Annotated in this window: 19 protein-coding genes; all 19 read right to left on the bottom strand. The window is 40.2% G+C overall.

Annotated elements, in window-relative coordinates; translation table 11 throughout:
• Positions 1–621: a hypothetical protein gene (locus NSQ94_RS06665; protein WP_066247695.1), complete on the bottom strand. Its 621-nt coding sequence runs from the start codon at positions 619–621 to the stop codon at positions 1–3.
• A gap of 763 nt (positions 622–1,384) precedes the next feature.
• Entirely contained in the window at positions 1,385–2,263 is an 879-nt protein-coding gene (locus tag NSQ94_RS06660) for a polyprenyl synthetase family protein (RefSeq protein ID WP_130156396.1), read from the bottom strand.
• Positions 2,263–2,502, bottom strand: a complete 240-nt coding sequence (locus NSQ94_RS06655; RefSeq protein ID WP_063388128.1) for an exodeoxyribonuclease VII small subunit — start codon at positions 2,500–2,502, stop codon at positions 2,263–2,265. Before NSQ94_RS06655 ends, NSQ94_RS06660 begins: the two co-directional genes overlap by 1 nt.
• Entirely contained in the window at positions 2,499–3,845 is a 1,347-nt protein-coding gene (xseA, locus tag NSQ94_RS06650; protein ID WP_339230404.1) for an exodeoxyribonuclease VII large subunit, read from the bottom strand. The genes NSQ94_RS06655 and xseA overlap by 4 nt, the downstream gene beginning before the upstream one ends.
• A 22-nt stretch (positions 3,846–3,867) precedes the next feature.
• Complete coding sequence (folD, locus tag NSQ94_RS06645) at positions 3,868–4,722, bottom strand: bifunctional methylenetetrahydrofolate dehydrogenase/methenyltetrahydrofolate cyclohydrolase FolD (protein WP_066247612.1); 855 nt, start codon at positions 4,720–4,722, stop codon at positions 3,868–3,870.
• A 10-nt stretch (positions 4,723–4,732) separates the two neighbouring features.
• Entirely contained in the window at positions 4,733–5,131 is a 399-nt protein-coding gene (nusB, locus tag NSQ94_RS06640) for a transcription antitermination factor NusB (RefSeq protein ID WP_063388125.1), read from the bottom strand.
• A 158-nt stretch (positions 5,132–5,289) separates the two neighbouring features.
• Positions 5,290–5,691, bottom strand: coding sequence for an Asp23/Gls24 family envelope stress response protein (locus NSQ94_RS06635; protein WP_063388124.1), 402 nt, complete (start codon positions 5,689–5,691; stop codon positions 5,290–5,292).
• A 17-nt stretch (positions 5,692–5,708) separates the two neighbouring features.
• Positions 5,709–7,058, bottom strand: a complete 1,350-nt coding sequence (gene accC, locus NSQ94_RS06630; protein WP_063388123.1) for an acetyl-CoA carboxylase biotin carboxylase subunit — start codon at positions 7,056–7,058, stop codon at positions 5,709–5,711.
• A 10-nt stretch (positions 7,059–7,068) separates the two neighbouring features.
• Entirely contained in the window at positions 7,069–7,560 is a 492-nt protein-coding gene (gene accB, locus NSQ94_RS06625; RefSeq protein ID WP_066247610.1) for an acetyl-CoA carboxylase biotin carboxyl carrier protein, read from the bottom strand.
• A 129-nt stretch (positions 7,561–7,689) separates the two neighbouring features.
• Positions 7,690–9,504 carry an IS1182 family transposase gene (locus NSQ94_RS06620; RefSeq protein ID WP_339230402.1) on the bottom strand — a complete coding sequence of 605 codons (1,815 nt, stop codon included), beginning with the start codon at positions 9,502–9,504 and terminating at the stop codon, positions 7,690–7,692.
• A gap of 143 nt (positions 9,505–9,647) precedes the next feature.
• Entirely contained in the window at positions 9,648–10,268 is a 621-nt protein-coding gene (locus tag NSQ94_RS06615; RefSeq protein ID WP_066247608.1) for a SpoIIIAH-like family protein, read from the bottom strand.
• Positions 10,269–10,283: 15 nt separating this feature from the next.
• Entirely contained in the window at positions 10,284–10,919 is a 636-nt protein-coding gene (gene spoIIIAG, locus NSQ94_RS06610) for a stage III sporulation protein AG (RefSeq protein WP_232515569.1), read from the bottom strand.
• Positions 10,912–11,529 carry a stage III sporulation protein AF gene (spoIIIAF, locus tag NSQ94_RS06605; protein WP_063388120.1) on the bottom strand — a complete coding sequence of 206 codons (618 nt, stop codon included), beginning with the start codon at positions 11,527–11,529 and terminating at the stop codon, positions 10,912–10,914. The genes spoIIIAG and spoIIIAF overlap by 8 nt, the downstream gene beginning before the upstream one ends.
• 12 nt (positions 11,530–11,541) lie before the next feature.
• Positions 11,542–12,759 carry a stage III sporulation protein AE gene (gene spoIIIAE, locus NSQ94_RS06600; RefSeq protein ID WP_339230400.1) on the bottom strand — a complete coding sequence of 406 codons (1,218 nt, stop codon included), beginning with the start codon at positions 12,757–12,759 and terminating at the stop codon, positions 11,542–11,544.
• Between the two features lie 13 nt (positions 12,760–12,772).
• On the bottom strand, positions 12,773–13,171 hold the full coding sequence (spoIIIAD, locus tag NSQ94_RS06595) for a stage III sporulation protein AD (RefSeq protein ID WP_094246193.1): 399 nt from the start codon (positions 13,169–13,171) through the stop codon (positions 12,773–12,775).
• A 6-nt stretch (positions 13,172–13,177) separates the two neighbouring features.
• Positions 13,178–13,384, bottom strand: coding sequence for a stage III sporulation protein AC (gene spoIIIAC, locus NSQ94_RS06590; RefSeq protein WP_063388118.1), 207 nt, complete (start codon positions 13,382–13,384; stop codon positions 13,178–13,180).
• A gap of 27 nt (positions 13,385–13,411) precedes the next feature.
• Positions 13,412–13,924 (bottom strand): stage III sporulation protein SpoIIIAB, encoded by a 513-nt coding sequence (gene spoIIIAB, locus NSQ94_RS06585; protein ID WP_066247606.1) that lies wholly within the window; start codon positions 13,922–13,924, stop codon positions 13,412–13,414.
• A gap of 2 nt (positions 13,925–13,926) precedes the next feature.
• A complete protein-coding gene (gene spoIIIAA, locus NSQ94_RS06580) occupies positions 13,927–14,844 on the bottom strand; it encodes a stage III sporulation protein AA (RefSeq protein ID WP_063388116.1) in 918 nt (305 codons plus the stop codon).
• 481 nt (positions 14,845–15,325) lie between these two features.
• The gene (gene efp, locus NSQ94_RS06575) at positions 15,326–15,883 is read right to left on the bottom strand and encodes an elongation factor P (RefSeq protein ID WP_063388115.1); all 558 of its coding nucleotides are present in this window, start codon (positions 15,881–15,883) and stop codon (positions 15,326–15,328) included.
• Between the last annotated feature and the right edge of the window lie 49 nt (positions 15,884–15,932).

Genomic DNA, 15,932 nt, shown 5'->3' with positions numbered 1-15,932 from the left:
TCACTTTCGCTTTTTAGATATGCTTGCTTTTTTATGATTCTTTCCTTTTTTCTCTTTCATCAAAACAATATTAAATCTTTTTTCAAAAAAATAAAATATCTTTCCGACATAAAAAATAATCGGAGTTGAAAAACGGATTGCAAACGCCTTTCCAAACGCTTTTCCTCCGACAGTAAGAGCGGCTACAATGCTTGTGAATACGATTGAAATCGTAAACTCAAGCGCCGAAGTTTGACGGTCGGCAAACGTCACCGCCAGCTGCACTACGACAACAGCCGAGGCTGTTCCGCTGATTATGCCGGAAATATCGCCAATAACATCGTTGCAAAAGTTCGAAAAGCGATCGGCATTTCGGATAATTTGAATGGCATGCTTGGCACCGCTCACACGCTTTGACGCCATCGCATGAAACGGTACCTCATCTGCTGATGTGGCAGCAATGCCGAGCATATCAAAAAAAATGCCGATTAAAACGATCACAAAAACGATCATCATACCGGCAGCCCATCCGACGCCTTCCAGAAGAACAGTTGATACAATTGAAAAAAGAGCCGCTAACACGAATGTGATAACGGCAATTCCTAAACTCCATCGTATTGAATATCGAATTAGCTCTTTCATCATGAAATGCATAACACCTGATTTCTATGTAAAAACTATATATAACGAAATGGAGTGGTCATATATAGAGTAAACATTACGGCTTAGGTCCAGTAGGTTTTCCCAGTCAAGTACCAGGCGTTGCCGCCCCGGCGGTTTCCCTTTAAACCTGACTTAGCGCTGTCGCCAAACGCTAGACTGGATTGCCACTTAGTCCGTACTACAATCCTCTATATATGTCATGTGAACAGTCTAGGAGTTTTCCTCAAACAGCCTTTAGCCGGTTCCTAGCCTCTTTTGCAGAGCCGATTTCATATGTCACATAAGAAACTCTTTCATTGGCCATATGAAAAAGTTCCTTGTTTCCATAATCCCCTCGGCCTCCACTCAAGGCAGGCTACGCTGTCCGCGCCTCATTGCACTATGAAGCGCGTAGACAGGTTCATACCCATTTTGCACATAAAATGGGCCTCCGCGGAAAGAGGGTCAACGCCCACATGCCATTGTGGATCGCCCTCTAACCTTAACCCCCAGCATCAACCCAAGGCTGGGCGCCTCAAGCCAACACCAGGAACTTCATCGATGTGCCCTTTAGCGGATTTTTAGGCCCGCCTTCAGAACCGGAGGGCTGACTAGAATACTGCACCACTCCATCATGTTTTCTGACAGAATTATATCATATAGGAGTGTTTTCCTCAACTTGTTGGAGAATGCACACATTCAAATGCGAATCCCGTTCCTCACATTTTGTCGACCCGTTGGAGGTGCACCGAATTTTCATCGTTTAATGTTCGCGCTCCCCAATTAAATCACAAAACGATAATAGAAGCTCATTGTTTATGGAACATGTTTGCAAAATAGCCTTTGATGTTTCAATATGCTCCGACAATTTTTTCTTTGCACCTTCCAAAGACAGTACGGACAAATACGTTGTTTTTTTATTCTCTTCATCGGAACCAACAGGCTTTCCGATCTTTTCTTCGTCTCCTTCAACATCTAATATGTCATCTTTAATTTGAAAGGCAATGCCTATATGGTATGCGAACTCCTTTAATTTATTTATTTCTTCAATCGACGCCTCAGCAATGATGGCACCTGCAATAATACTGAAAGCCAGAAGCTTTGCTGTTTTATGCTCATGAATATATTCAAGCTGTTTTAAAGTTAATTGTTTGTTTTCTCCTTCCATGTCGGCAACTTGTCCGCCAACCATTCCTTCTGCACCAGCCGCCTTTGAAAGCTCTGAAATGAGCGTCAATTTTACGCGATCTGAAAGCTCTTCAGCATCAGCAATCAGCCGAAAGCTTTCAGTCAGTAATCCGTCACCTGCCAGCACGGCTATGGCTTCTCCATATACTTTATGATTGGTCGGCTTTCCTCTTCTAAAATCATCATTGTCCATGCATGGAAGGTCATCATGAATGAGCGAATACGTATGAATCAATTCCACCGCACATGCGACCGGGTAGCCAATTTTCTCTTCTTTTCCATACGAATGGAGAACGGCAAGCAAGAGCATAGGGCGCAGACGTTTCCCGCCGGCATTTAAGGAATAAAGCATCGATTCTTTAATAATTTTCGGGGCATTTAATCTTTCAATATATGTGGGAAGAACGGAATCAATGGCAGCTTTGCGCGTTTTTAAGTATTCCGGAAAAGACATCACTTTTGTTCTTCCTCCTGTGCTTGGAAAGGTTTGATCGTTCCATCTTCATCAAGAATAAAATCCAATTGCTTTTCAGCTTGCGTTAATTTTTCATGGCAAAGCTTTGAAAGCTTCATTCCTTCTTGAAAATATTGGATCGCCTGTTCTAATGGAACATCTCCGTCTTCTAATTTTAAAACAATTGCTTCCAGCTCTTTCATCGCTTCTTCAAACGTTAATTCTTTTTGATCATTCATGATCTTCTCTCCTCAATTTCAGATACTTCACAATGGATGGTCCCGTCCTGCAATTTAATTTGAATAAAATCCCCTTCAGTCGTTTGTTTTACGCTCTTTACCAGCTTATCTTGTTTATACACAAGGCTGTATCCACGTTCCATAATCTTTAATGGGCTGAGCGCATCAAGTTTAGAAGCCAATGCTTGAAAGCGATTCAGCTTCTGTTGATATAAAGCTGTCATCTCGCGCAGCATTTTTTTGTCCAGATCCTTCATTCTTGTCTTCGCCCGCTCAATTTGGTCATATGGAAGTTCGTTTTTAAGACGATTCGTCAATAACAAGTATCGGTTCGTTTGATCGTTTAAGTAACGTTTTCCTGCTTTTTTAAACCGTTCGAATAAAATGTCCAGCTCCTGTTCTTTTTGCATATAAAGCTTTTTCGGATATTTGAATGCATATGAGTTGGTTAAGCGGAAAAGCTTGAGCTTTTCCTTTTTGATCCGTTCCTTTAAAGCGTTCGTCATTCTAATGTTCCGTTCCCGGATCTTTTCGATTAAATCCGTTATATTAGGAACAGCCAGCTCTGCTGCTCCGGTTGGAGTCGGCGCCCGAAGATCGGCGACAAAATCTGCGATTGTATAATCTGTTTCATGGCCTACAGCAGATATAACGGGTATTTTTGATTTAAAAATTTCCCTTGCCACCATCTCTTCATTGAAAGCCCACAACTCTTCAATCGATCCGCCTCCTCTTCCAACAATGAGGACATCGAAATAACCGAGGGAGTTGGCAAGCTGTATTTTATTCACAATCGATTTTCCCGCTTGTACACCTTGAACAATTGCGGGAATAACCACCACTTTTGCCACAGGGTATCTTCGTTTGATCGTTGTGATGATATCCCTGACGGCTGCACCTGTCGGCGATGTGATCACACCGATCGTCTTTGGAAAGGCAGGAATCGTTTTTTTATGCTTGACATCGAACAGCCCTTCTTGCTCCAATTTTTTTTTCAGCTGCTCGAATGCAAGATAAAGCCCTCCTACTCCATCAGGCTCCATTTCCTTTGCATAAATTTGGTATATTCCTCCGGGCTGGTAAATGGTAATTTCACCGCGTACCAATACGTTTATCCCGTCCTCTGGCCGAAATGGAAGAGAACGGTTAAAACTTGAAAACATAACCGCCTGTATTCTGGCATGCTCGTCCTTTAACGTAAAATAAATATGTCCGCTGTCATGAATTTTTACGTTTGATAATTCGCCTTTTACCCAAATATCGCGCAAATGTGGATCAACATCAAATTTTCGCTTAAGGTATTTTGTTAACGCCGAAACGGTTACAAATTTTTTGTTACTCATGAACAACTCCTTTAAAGCAAGTTTATGGACGTACCCGCTTCTTAGCGGATTTAACCGTATTATAAACCAGCATCGTAATCGTCATTGGACCTACTCCGCCGGGAACAGGAGTAATGGCGCTTGCTTTTTCTTTTGCCTCATCAAATTTTACATCGCCTACAAGTTTTCCGTTCTCAAGTCTATTGACGCCAACATCTATTACGACTGCACCTTCTTTAATATGATCAGCACCTATGAAATGAGGACGCCCGACAGCAACGATTAAAATATCTCCTTGGATCGTATGCTCCCGTAAATTTTTCGTTTTCGAATGGCAATATGTAACCGTTGCATTTTCGTTTAGAAGCAATTGTCCGACCGGTTTTCCGACAATATTGCTTCTGCCAACAACGACAACATGCTTTCCGGGAATTTCGATATTTGCAGATTTGATCATTTCAACAATTCCGGCCGGTGTGCACGGCAAAAACGCATCCTGTCCCGTCATCATGCGTCCAACATTAATCGGATGAAAGCCATCCACATCTTTTTCTGGAGAAATTTTTTCAATGACTGCTGTTTCATCAATATGGTCAGGTAACGGAAGCTGAACAAGAATTCCGTCATAACGATCGTCCTGATTATATTTTTCTATCACTTCAAGCAGTTCTTCTTGTGAAATCGACTCCTCCAAATGTTCCAGCTTAAAAGAAACGCCGATTTCCTCCGAAGCTTTTTGCTTCCCCTTAATGTAAGAAAGGGAAGCAGGATTATTTCCAACTAAAATAATGGCAAGGCCGGGTGTTACCCCTTTTTCCTTTAATTGTTCCACTTCTTTTTTTAACTCGCTTCGCATTTCTTTTGCCAATTCTTTTCCGTCAATAATCGTCGCCACCATCTTTTTCCTCCTAAGCTTTTTTTTCTAACTCTTCTTTTATACTTGAGAGGACACCATTTACAAATTTGCTCGACTGAACATCTCCGAACATTTTAGCAAGTTCAATCGCTTCATCAATTGTTACATTGAACGGAATATCCGGTTCATATTTCATCTCATATACAGCTAAACGCAAAATGGCACGGTCAATGTTAGCCAATCTTTCCAATTTCCAATTGGTTAAATTCCTTTTTATCAATTCGTCAATTTCGTTTTGATGTTCAACCGTTCCGAGTACAAGCTTATTTAAAAATGGATCATGTTCATTACCGTCCAAAACATGATTGATGGCTTCCTCAGGAAGCGCTTCAGCCAAGTCAATTTGAAACAGTGCCTGCAATGCCTTTTTCCTAGCTGTTCTCCGTTTCATCTTTTTGCTCCTTTTTTCAAACTATGTCGAAATGTCATATATGAATCATATCATAACTGCCTCTTGTATCACATATGAAAGTTCATCCGAAAAGAAATTTCAGAATCTTTCTTATTATTCTTTATTTTAAACAAAAAAGGGGAGGATATCCTCCGCCTTTACATTTCCTCTTGAATTTCAGGCTCTTCCGTCTTCGTTTCAAACTGAATGCCCACTACATGAATGTTGATTTCGTTGATTTCAAGCGCCGTCATCGTTAAAAGCGTTTGACGAATGTTTTCTTGTACTTTCTGTGCAACAGCCGGAATGGAAACCCCGAAATTCATGACACAATATACATCAATGACAATGCCTTCTTCACCTAAGTCTACTTTTACGCCTTTACCATGATTTTTTTTGCCAAAGCGTTCAGCGACTCCTGAAGCGAAATTGCCGCGCATTTGGGCTACCCCTTCTATTTCAGATGCGGCAATTCCGGCGATGACTTCAATGACTTCCGGAGCGATTTCCACTTTTCCAAAGCTTGCTTCATGATTCATTTCCAATCCTGTATCTTTCAAATAGTACACCTCCAAAATTATGACATGATTTTATAATTTTCAAGAAATCTAGTGTTGAACTCCCCGCTGATAAATTTTTCATGATCCATTAATTTCAGGTGGAAAGGTATGGTTGTATGCACTCCTTCTATAACAAATTCACTTAAAGCTCTTTTCATTTTGGCTATCGCTTCTTCCCTTGTCGCTCCGTGTGTAATCAGCTTTGCGACCATTGAATCATAATATGGCGGAATGGAATAGCCAGGGTAGCAGGCAGAATCAATGCGGACACCCGGTCCGCCCGGAGGCAGGTACATTTCGATTTTACCAGCTGAAGGCATAAAATTCTTTTCCGGGTTTTCTGCGTTAATTCTACATTCGATCGCCCAGCCGTTAAATGTAATGTCTTTCTGTTCAAAGCTTAGTGGTTCGTTTGCTGCAATCTTGATCTGCTCTTTGATCAGATCAATGCCTGTGACCATTTCAGTAACAGGATGCTCAACTTGAATGCGGGTATTCATTTCCATGAAATAAAATTGCTCATTTTTATAATCAAAAATGAATTCCACTGTACCTGCACCGGAATAACGCACCGCTTTGGCTGCTTTTACAGCCGCTTCCCCCATTTTATGTCGCATTTTATCAGATAGTGCAGGAGAAGGAGTTTCTTCCACCAGCTTTTGTAAGCGCCTTTGAATGCTGCAGTCCCTTTCACCTAAATGAACGACGTTTCCATGGTGATCGGCAAGAATTTGGATTTCAACATGGCGGAAATCTTCAATACATTTTTCAATGTAAACGCCTGGGTTTCCAAATGCTGTTTGCGCTTCCTGCTGAGTAATTTGGATCCCTTTCCGCAAGCTTTCTTCGTCATTCGCAACGCGTATGCCTTTTCCTCCGCCTCCGGCGGCTGCTTTAATAATGACTGGATAACCGATTTGATTTGCGATCTCAACTGCTTCCTCTTCGCTTTTAATGATCCCTTTTGACCCAGGCACAATCGGAACACCCGCCTGCCGCATTGTTTCCCTAGCAACATCTTTTTTTCCCATTTTTGTGATTGCTTCTGGACTAGGGCCTACAAAAACAATGTTGCAATCATTGCAAAGCTCGGCGAAATCAGCGTTTTCTGCCAAAAATCCGTAGCCTGGATGAATGGCTTCTGATCCAGTCAGCGTCGCTACACTCACGATGTTCGTAAAGTTTAAATAGCTGTCTTTAGATGCAGTCGGTCCTATGCAATACGCTTCATCTGCAAGCTGAACATGCAAGGAGTCTTTATCCGCCTCAGAATATATGGCGACTGTTTCGATCCCTAATTCCTTGCAGGCGCGTATGATTCTTACTGCAATTTCTCCTCTGTTTGCTATCAGCAATTTTTTAAACATTTTCTTTCCCTCACTCTGGTTTTACAAGGAATAATGGTTGTCCGTATTCAACAAGCTGACCGTTCTCAACTAAAATGTCGACAATTTCGCCTTTTACTTCCGCTTCAATCTCATTAAATAATTTCATTGCCTCTACAATGCAAACAACGGTATTCTCTTTTACTTTTGATCCTATTGTAACATAAGGATCTGCATCTGGGTTTGGAGCAGCATAAAATGTGCCGACCATCGGTGAAGTAATTTTATGTAAATTTTCTGTTTTCTGCTCGCTTTCTTCTTTCGGCAAATGCACCTCTTTTTTCGGCTGTTCTAAAGATTCAGCAGCTGGCTGCTTTGGCAAAGCTTGAATTTCAGAAGCATTGTTATAGACAACATGCTGATTAGCGCGAGCCGCAGTTTTTTTTAATTGGACCTTTGCCCCTTCGCTTTCATATGTAAATTCATCAATGGATGAATCATCGATCAATTTGATGATTTCCTTTATTTCTTTAAAATTTAACATGAAAAAACACTCCTTAAAATGAATTCCAATTTGCTAGATATTATCATCAAGTATTAAAAGTAGCTATCATTTATGATACGATAACTTTTTGCTAAAATTCAATAACTATTAAAAATATGAGCAAACAATTCAAAGCAGCTTTTTCTTCACATGAAAAAAGGGGCTGTCCGATAAGTCCCTAAAATGAAGCAAGTGGAGAAAAACAATTCGTTTCTCTCCACTTGCTTTTATATTTTTTCGATTTTTATCTGAAAGTAGCTGGCGGATGCCGGCTACTTTCAGTATGTTGTGGGCTAATGCCACAATCCCAAACTCAACATGTACCTTGTCGAGGCCCCGCAAAGAAAATCTGCGGAACGACCGATTGCCCTTGATGTGACCGAACACACTTTCTGCCTCGACTTTGCGTCGAGCGTAGATTGCGGCTTTCTCTTCACATTCAAGGGCTGTTTTGGCCTTTGCTTTCATTTCTTCGAAGATGGGATTCCAGTGAACTTGACGATTTCCCTTCGCTTTTGTGCATTTCGCTTTCAATGGGCAATCGGTACAATCTTCACATTCGTATATTTTGAAGCTTTGTTCATAGCCAGATGGATTCTTTTTGTTTTGGTATTTTTTAAACGTTACTCTCCTTCCATTCGGGCAAATAAAACAATCCTCCTCTTCACAATAGGTCCAGTTTTTGGCATTTTTAATGTCTTTTTTGTATGTACGTGTTTGTTCTTTTACATAGCTCCCATAAGGAATTAGAAACTCAAAACGGGGCTCTTTCTCATCACCAACTGCATATACATAGTTTTCTTCACTACCATAGCCTGCATCCGCAATGACCGTTTTGGGCATCGGTAATGAACTGGAGGCTAGCTTCTCCATATGTGGGATAAAGCAACGTGTATCGGTCGGTCGTTGATGAATGGTATAAAACAAGATAAACTGATTCTCTGTCCCCATTTGCACGTTGTATCCGGGCTTGAGCTGACCGTTTTTCATATGGTCTTCTTTCATGCGCATGAAGGTTGCGTCTTTGTCTGTTTTCGAGTAGCTGTTACGGTCACCGAACATTTCCTTTTGTTCCTTGTATCTTGCCATTCGGGGCAGGAAATCTTCACGAATTTGTTTCACCGATTTCTTTAATTGACTGCGTTTTTTTCGCTTCTCTTTCCGAATGGATGTATCGGTCTCCTTTTCGATTTCTTCCGTTAGCGTTTCAACTTTTTCTTCTATTTCTTTTGCGATTTCCTCCAGGTTTTGTTCGGTGATCTCTGTATGTTGATCGCTTTCCTTTTGCCCTGTTCCGGCTTCTAATTGGGTTAATTCATGAATGTGCTTTAGTGTTTCTTGGATTTTTTCTTTTAATTTCTCTTCGAATTTCAAAGTGGATTTTTTCCACACAAAAGAATACTTATTGGCATCGGCTTCGATCTTAGTGCCATCCAAAAAGTAGTTTTCCATCGTGATGTAATGTTCTTTTATCAATTTGAGAATCATGACTTCAAAGAGCTCATCCATTAAAGCTTTCATCCGTTCCCCTCGGAACTCATTAATGGTGCGAAAATCTGGTTGTTGCATCGCTGAAAGCCACATGGCAGGAATATTTTCTTTAACGAGTTTTTCGATTCCTCGGCAGGAATAAACCTTTTGAGAATAAGCATACAGAATGATTTTCAGCATCATTTTGGGATGATAGGAACTTCTGCCGCCGCCTTTATAATGAGAAAACAATTGTTTATCTGGTATCGCCTCCACCATTTCGTCCACGACACGTGCCACGTGATGTTCGGGTATAAGAGATTCAATATCATAAATCATTTGAACTTGACGGTTGTCATATGGTTTGAAAGTAGGGGCTAAATTTCTTTTGGCAGGAGTTTTTTCTTCTTTTCCATCTAGAGGAAGTGTCATTTGTGTGTTATAATTTTCACGAGTAATCATTTGATTGCTCATAAAAAATCGTCCTTTCTGTAATGTTGTGTGGTAACTTCATTTTACTAGAAAGGACGATTTTTTTGTGCATTTTTTTTAAAAAGTGAAAAAATGAGGGGCTCCAAAAAGTCAGTTACCCTGACTTTTTGGACAGCCCCGTCATGTTACTTTGCTATTTCAAATGTTACGGCAACATCTTGCATGGACTGGATTTCATCCTTCACCAATTGAATCAGTTCGTTTGCTTGCTGCGGGGAGTGTTCTTTCGCTTTTACGGTAATTCTCACCTTGTCTCCATCAGCGCGAACTAATGCATCCTCGTAGCCTTTTGTTTTGATAAGTGTTTCTAATACCTTCTCTTTCTCTGACAGCTTGGATAATTCGCGCATCTCCTCATATGCATTGTTTTTTTCCTCAGATGAGACATCATTGGACCCAATAATTGTCTCCAGCTCCTGCTTGCGTTCACTTCTTTCATCTTCCACTTCCATTCTCAGCGCAGTAAATAAATCATCGTCCGTTATTGTGGAGACTACCGATCCATCTTCTGAGCTGGACTGCTTGCTCGATTGTTCTTTTTCTTGCTGCTTCGCATCAGTTTTTTGTTGCTCTGTTTGTTCTTTATTATTGTCATTTCCGCTTTCTTTTTCATTCGAATTCGTCTCTGTATCCGTCAACACCACATCAGGGGAAGATCCTCCTTCAGGAGATGTAATGTAATAAACGGACAGCACAACAACTAAACTTAACATGGTTAATAACCAAACAGTTTGTTTTTTTAACATGTCAAGCATCCTCCTTTACTTTTTTGGCAATACGGCTACTCTATGACTATCGACATCAAGCACCCTTGTAACTGCATCGGTGATCATTTTTTTAATTTGAACGTTTTCAGCACCTTTTGCTACTACTAACACCCCGCGTATTTTCGGCTTTTCGGTTTTTACAACGATGGGCGATTCTTGATCCCCTTTTCGAATGATTACCACTTGTTCGTCAACAGATTTATCTTCCACCTGCCGCTTTCCGCCTTCACGGTCCGTCTCATCTGTCGTTTGGTTTTGAATCGAGCGATTTTTTTCCAACACACTTTCAGATGAAGAGTCAACATTGACAATAACTTCTACCTCACCTACGCCTGAAATGGACTGAAGCGCTCCTTTTAGCTCATTTGCATACTGCTGTTCATAACGTTCAATTGTTCCTTTTTCACTTGTTGTTTGTTTAAATGCGGGCTCAACATCCTCTTCTTCTGCAGCGGTGTTTATCGTTTCTACTGTTTTGCTTTCGCCGGATAAAAAACTGCCGATCAGCATAAAAGCGATTCCAAGCGTCAAAAGTATAAGCATGAATGGATAGGTGGCTGATTTTTTGAGCATATCTCGTCCGGGAAGAAGAGAGGCTAGTCGCTGCAAAAAATTTTTCCTATCATTCACTTAGGCCGCCTCCTTCCATTTCAATCGAAATTTTTTCTTTCGATACTCCCCATGTTTCAGCAAGCTGGGCAATTATTTCGTTTTCATTTGCGAGCATTTTTTTGTCTTCTTCGTTCATGTTGATTTCAACCGGTTTAACCGTTTCAACCGTGTGGGGAAGATCTTTTTCTTCCACGAAAACTGTAACTTGCTTTAAATCGTTTTCTGATTCAATCTTCTCTTTTGTTTCATCAACCGAAAGATGAATTTTTTGAACCTTTAAACCATAGTTTTCTACCAGCTCCTCTTCCGCTAAATTTTTCATTTGGACAGCCATTTGTTCTAAAATATATGCACGGTTGTTAGCTTGTATTTCATTTTTCTTAAATTCTATTGATTTTTTTATTGAATCTTCTTTTGCTTCCGAGTTCAGCAGCTCCTCGGATAACAAGTTCGGAAAATCATAGGAAAATATTTTTAAAATCGGCGTAAGAATGACAGACACTAATAATAAACTAACAACGACTTTTACATATTTTTGCATTGCGGATCTCGGCAGCAGCATATCTAAAATAATGGCAATAAAAATAAATAATATGATATTAGTGACCCATTCGGTGATGAATGACATATACCACCACTCCTATCGAACCATCATGGTGACATTGCTCGCTGCGATAATAACTGTAATGCTTAAAAAAAACATGAACGATACAAGGATCAGTGCCGCTAGTATATAGATGATGCTCTTGGAGATGATGTCTAAACAGGAGATAATCTCTCCCGGCCCTAAAGGCTGCAAAACGGCAGCGGCAAATTTATAGATGAAGGCAATCGCCAGTACTTTCATTGCCGGAAAAATGGTGATCAAAAAGAGAATGGCAACACCAATGACGCCAATTGTGTTTTTTAACAGCATCGATGCGCTGAAGAGCGTATCAGCCGCTTCCGTAAACATTTTTCCAAGCACAGGTATAAAGTTTCCCGTTATAAACTTTGTCGTCCGCAAGGCGATCCCGTCTGTCACAGCTGCCGTCGCCCCCTGGACAGAAATCACTCCTAAAAAAATGGTTAAGAAAATGCCTAAAAGCCAGATGCTAATGCTTCTGAACAGCTGAGCAAGCTGAGTAACTTTATATTGATCCGTCATCGTGCTGATTAAAAATAACAAAGAAGACAAAAACAGCAGAGGGAGAACAATTTTTTCAATCAACAAACCGCTTCCGTTCATCAAGAAAATGGTAATGGGGTGAAAAAATGCAGCCGAAGCAACTCCTCCAGATGACGCCATTAAAGCTATTAACATCGGAATTAAGGCTAGAAGAAAGCTTGTCATCCCTTTAATCGCATTCGTTGCATAGGAAATGGCTACGTGAAAACTGTTTAAAGCTAAAATGACAAGCACCATATAAACAATGGAGTAAGCAACTTTGCTTACATTTTTTTCTTCAAAAGCGTTTTGTAAATGCTGGAGAAGAACGCTAAATATCGTTAAAATAATAATGGTTCCAAGAAGCTTTCCGTTTGCCAAGATTTCATGTAAAAGAAATTTCAAAATGCCAACGGCCCACTCTTTTATAGAAAATTGTTTTTCACCTTTAATAAAATCCATCAAACTTCCCTTCTGGCTTTCCGGAAGAAGTCCTCCGTATGTCGTCATAATGTCATTCCAAAAATTTTTAATTTCCTCAATCCCAAGTTCGTCCATTTGTTCTGCCATATATTCTTGTTGAATCGCTTCTTCTTTTGGAGGATCTGCCGATGAATTTTGCTCTTGAGAGGCTTGTACCATGTTTGGCACAGCGAAAGCAAAAAACGCCAAAAAAAGGATGCCGCGAAAAAATGATGACTGAATCCCCATCACCCCCTTAAACTTATATATTTGGGAGAAGCTTAATCATCGTTTGTATAATCACCGTCATGATCGGAATTGCCATAGATAAGATTAAAATTTTCCCTGCCAATTCAATTTTGGATGCAATGGAGCCTTGTCCGGCATCTTTCGTAATTTGCGCACCAAATTCAGCAATATAGGCAATTCCGATGATTTTTAAAATGGTTTCGACATAAATCAAATCAATGCTTGCTTCATTCGCAATTCTTTCGACCATTCGAATCAATTCATAAATTTGATCCACTAAAAAAAGAAAAATGGAGACACCGGTAAAGACGATTAATAGAAAGGCAAAGGTCGGCTTTTGTTCTTTTATGACAAGAGCGAGCAAAGTTGCAATCAATCCTAGCCCGACAATTTGAAAAATTTCAATCTCCAAAACCTCCTATCCTTGAAAAAGAAAAACCGCTTTAATTTTTTGGAACAAATCGTTGACAATGGAAGCAACCATAAAAAGTATGTAAATAAATCCCAACAATGTAACCCATTGGGCGTACTCTTTCTTCCCCATTTGATCTAAAATGGTATGAAGAAACGCAACGATAATTCCGATTCCAGCGATTTGGAAAATTGTGTTGACGTCAACACCCATGTCCCTTTCTCCTCCCAGCTTATATCGCTACATCAAAAGAATGATAATGAGCAATCCCGCTAAAAATCCTAAGCTTTTCGTCATTTTTCCGTAATGCTCTTGATTAAACAGCGCTTCTTTTTCTTCTTTTTCCAAATGAGCCATTGTCAATTTAATATGCTTTTGCTGGCTGATTAAATCATGCTGCCCCAATGTTTCTCCAAATTGCTTTAAAACTTCCAATTCCCCTTCCTTCAGCGATGTATAAGGCCATATTTCAAGCAGACTGCTTTCCCATGCGCTTTTCACATCCATGTCGCCTTGCGATAATTTCTCAGAAAATAATGTAAATAGATTAGAAAGCGGAGGGGCTGCCTGTTTGGCAATATGAAGCGATGCATCCTGCAATGGTGTGTGGCCGTACATGATCTCAGCTTCCAAGCTTTGCAAAGAAACCTTTAATTGCCGCAATTGTCTTGTCCGCTCTGTCAATCTTTTAGCCGAATCAAACCCAATCCATGTTGTTGCTAATAAGATGAATAAAGACCCTAGCAATTTCATCGCTATTTCACACCTGCTTTATACACAATCTCTTTTTCTTTTTTTCCAAATATACGGGAAACCGTCCCTGGAGTACCTTTTTTCTCCAATTCCATGTATCGGTCAAAAATGCCTAATTGAATAAGTTCTCTTAAGGTCGGACGGTGCAGCAAATCTTCAAAGCATTCGCCATGAGCGCTCACAAACAGCTGAACACCGCTGTTCACAGCTTCCATTAATGCATCGGTATCTTCCTTACGCCCTATTTCATCAGCAATAATGATGTCAGGGCTCATCGAACGGATCAACATCATCATCCCTTCTGCTTTCGGGCATCCGTCCAATACATCAATGCGAAGACCAAAAGTAAATTGCGGAATTCCTTTTACACTGCCGGCTATTTCTGATCTTTCATCCACAATGCCGACCTTTTGAGGCGGGATCGTTTTAACCCCAGTACTTATGATCCGGGCAAAATCGCGCAGCAGAGTCGTTTTTCCTGATTGGGGAGGTCCAAAAATAAGCGTATTTAACCATTTTTTTTCATATACATAAGGAATATATTGCTCAGCTAGGCCTATTTTCTCCCTTGCTATCCGGATATTAAAAGATGTAACGTGCCGTATGGCTTTGACATTGCCGTTTTCTGTAATCACTTTTCCAGCAAGGCCGATCCGGTGCCCTCCTCCAATCGTAATAAAACCTCTCTTTAATTCTTCCTCCAGTGTGTAAATCGAATATTGGCTGATCTTGTTTAAAATCATCATCCCGTCTTCTTTTGTCGCCTCGTAGTGAAGAAAGTGCGGTTTGCCGAAAGCGATGATTTCAATCGGCTTGTACAAACGTATGCGAATTTCTTCCATCTGTTCAAAAAAAGAAGAAGGAAGCTGCTTTAATTCATTTGCAATTGTTTCGGGAAAAATTGAGATGATTTCTTTCAATCTTCCTTCCCCCTTTAATACCTTATTTATTTTCAATGTATGCAAGCTTGGCCACTTTATGACTACCGTTTCTCTTATTCCTTTTTTTGCATTTATCATTTCAATAGAATTTGATAGAATTTTCTGATTTTAACAGTTATAATGGAGTTAGGGGGTGGTGATTGAATGTTGGTTCAAATTTATGATGGACTTGTATGGCTTCTTGCGGCTTTTATTTATATTGTTATACCTTTTGCCGTTTTCAGTGAATTGAGGAAAAAGAAAAAAGCGTGGATGGATCATTAAAGGTGGACAAGCTGTAATTGAATCCTGTTCAAAAAAAGGCCAGGTTGGAAAGCTTGTGTATTCTGATCTTTTATAAACGATTGCGAAAATAGCTATAAAATCTTTCTTTTCAAAAAAATAACCCACAGAAATCAGTTATGAATTCTGCGGGTCTTTTCGTTTTCTTTGACTTTTTTCATTATTTTTTTAAGAATAATTACGCACGGGAAACATAAGAACCGTCAGAAGTATTGACGATAATAACGTCCCCTTCATTAACGAAAAACGGCACTTGCACGACAAGCCCTGTTTCAAGCGTAGCCGGTTTAGAGCCGCCTGATGCAGTGTCCCCTTTAATGCCAGGTTCTGTTTCCGTAACAGTTAATTCAACCGTGTTCGGAAGCTCAATTCCGATTGTTTCGCCTTGATACATCATGATGTATACTTCCATATTTTCTTTCAAAAACTTCAACTCATATTCAATTTGTTTTGAAGTAAGCTCAATTTGTTCATACGATTCTGTGTCCATGAAAACGTGCTGATCGCCATTTGCATACAAATATTGCATTTTCCGGGTGTCAATTTGAGCACGTGCTACTTTTTCGCCAGCCCGAAACGTTTTTTCTTGGATGGCACCTGTCCGAAGGTTGCGCAATTTTGAACGAACGAACGCCGCCCCTTTACCAGGCTTTACATGCTGGAATTCAAGAACGCGCCAAATCCCCCCATCGACTTCAATCGTTAAACCTGTACGAAAATCATTTACAGAAATCATATTTGGTCCTCCTATTACATTTTCTTTAACAACATTGATTGGGGCACTC

This window comes from Aeribacillus sp. FSL K6-2833, from assembly GCF_037965815.1.
Taxonomy (GTDB): domain Bacteria; phylum Bacillota; class Bacilli; order Bacillales; family Aeribacillaceae; genus Aeribacillus; species Aeribacillus composti.
This window is presented reverse-complemented; position numbering and strand designations above follow the sequence as displayed.

What these genes read in the sequence shown, in the direction of transcription:
- accB (WP_066247610.1), bottom strand. Translation starts at nt 7,560, where the DNA reads ATGTTAAATTTTAAAGAAATAAAGGAAATCATCAAATTGATCGATGAT.
- NSQ94_RS06655 (WP_063388128.1), bottom strand. Translation starts at nt 2,502, where the DNA reads ATGAATGATCAAAAAGAATTAACGTTTGAAGAAGCGATGAAAGAGCTG.
- spoIIIAC (WP_063388118.1), bottom strand. Translation starts at nt 13,384, where the DNA reads ATGGGTGTTGACGTCAACACAATTTTCCAAATCGCTGGAATCGGAATT.
- NSQ94_RS06665 (WP_066247695.1), bottom strand. Translation starts at nt 621, where the DNA reads ATGAAAGAGCTAATTCGATATTCAATACGATGGAGTTTAGGAATTGCC.
- efp (WP_063388115.1), bottom strand. Translation starts at nt 15,883, where the DNA reads ATGATTTCTGTAAATGATTTTCGTACAGGTTTAACGATTGAAGTCGAT.
- spoIIIAB (WP_066247606.1), bottom strand. Translation starts at nt 13,924, where the DNA reads ATGAAATTGCTAGGGTCTTTATTCATCTTATTAGCAACAACATGGATT.
- spoIIIAF (WP_063388120.1), bottom strand. Translation starts at nt 11,529, where the DNA reads ATGTCATTCATCACCGAATGGGTCACTAATATCATATTATTTATTTTT.
- NSQ94_RS06660 (WP_130156396.1), bottom strand. Translation starts at nt 2,263, where the DNA reads ATGTCTTTTCCGGAATACTTAAAAACGCGCAAAGCTGCCATTGATTCC.
- spoIIIAE (WP_339230400.1), bottom strand. Translation starts at nt 12,759, where the DNA reads ATGGGGATTCAGTCATCATTTTTTCGCGGCATCCTTTTTTTGGCGTTT.
- folD (WP_066247612.1), bottom strand. Translation starts at nt 4,722, where the DNA reads ATGGTGGCGACGATTATTGACGGAAAAGAATTGGCAAAAGAAATGCGA.
- accC (WP_063388123.1), bottom strand. Translation starts at nt 7,058, where the DNA reads ATGTTTAAAAAATTGCTGATAGCAAACAGAGGAGAAATTGCAGTAAGA.
- NSQ94_RS06615 (WP_066247608.1), bottom strand. Translation starts at nt 10,268, where the DNA reads ATGTTAAAAAAACAAACTGTTTGGTTATTAACCATGTTAAGTTTAGTT.
- nusB (WP_063388125.1), bottom strand. Translation starts at nt 5,131, where the DNA reads ATGAAACGGAGAACAGCTAGGAAAAAGGCATTGCAGGCACTGTTTCAA.
- NSQ94_RS06620 (WP_339230402.1), bottom strand. Translation starts at nt 9,504, where the DNA reads ATGAGCAATCAAATGATTACTCGTGAAAATTATAACACACAAATGACA.
- xseA (WP_339230404.1), bottom strand. Translation starts at nt 3,845, where the DNA reads ATGAGTAACAAAAAATTTGTAACCGTTTCGGCGTTAACAAAATACCTT.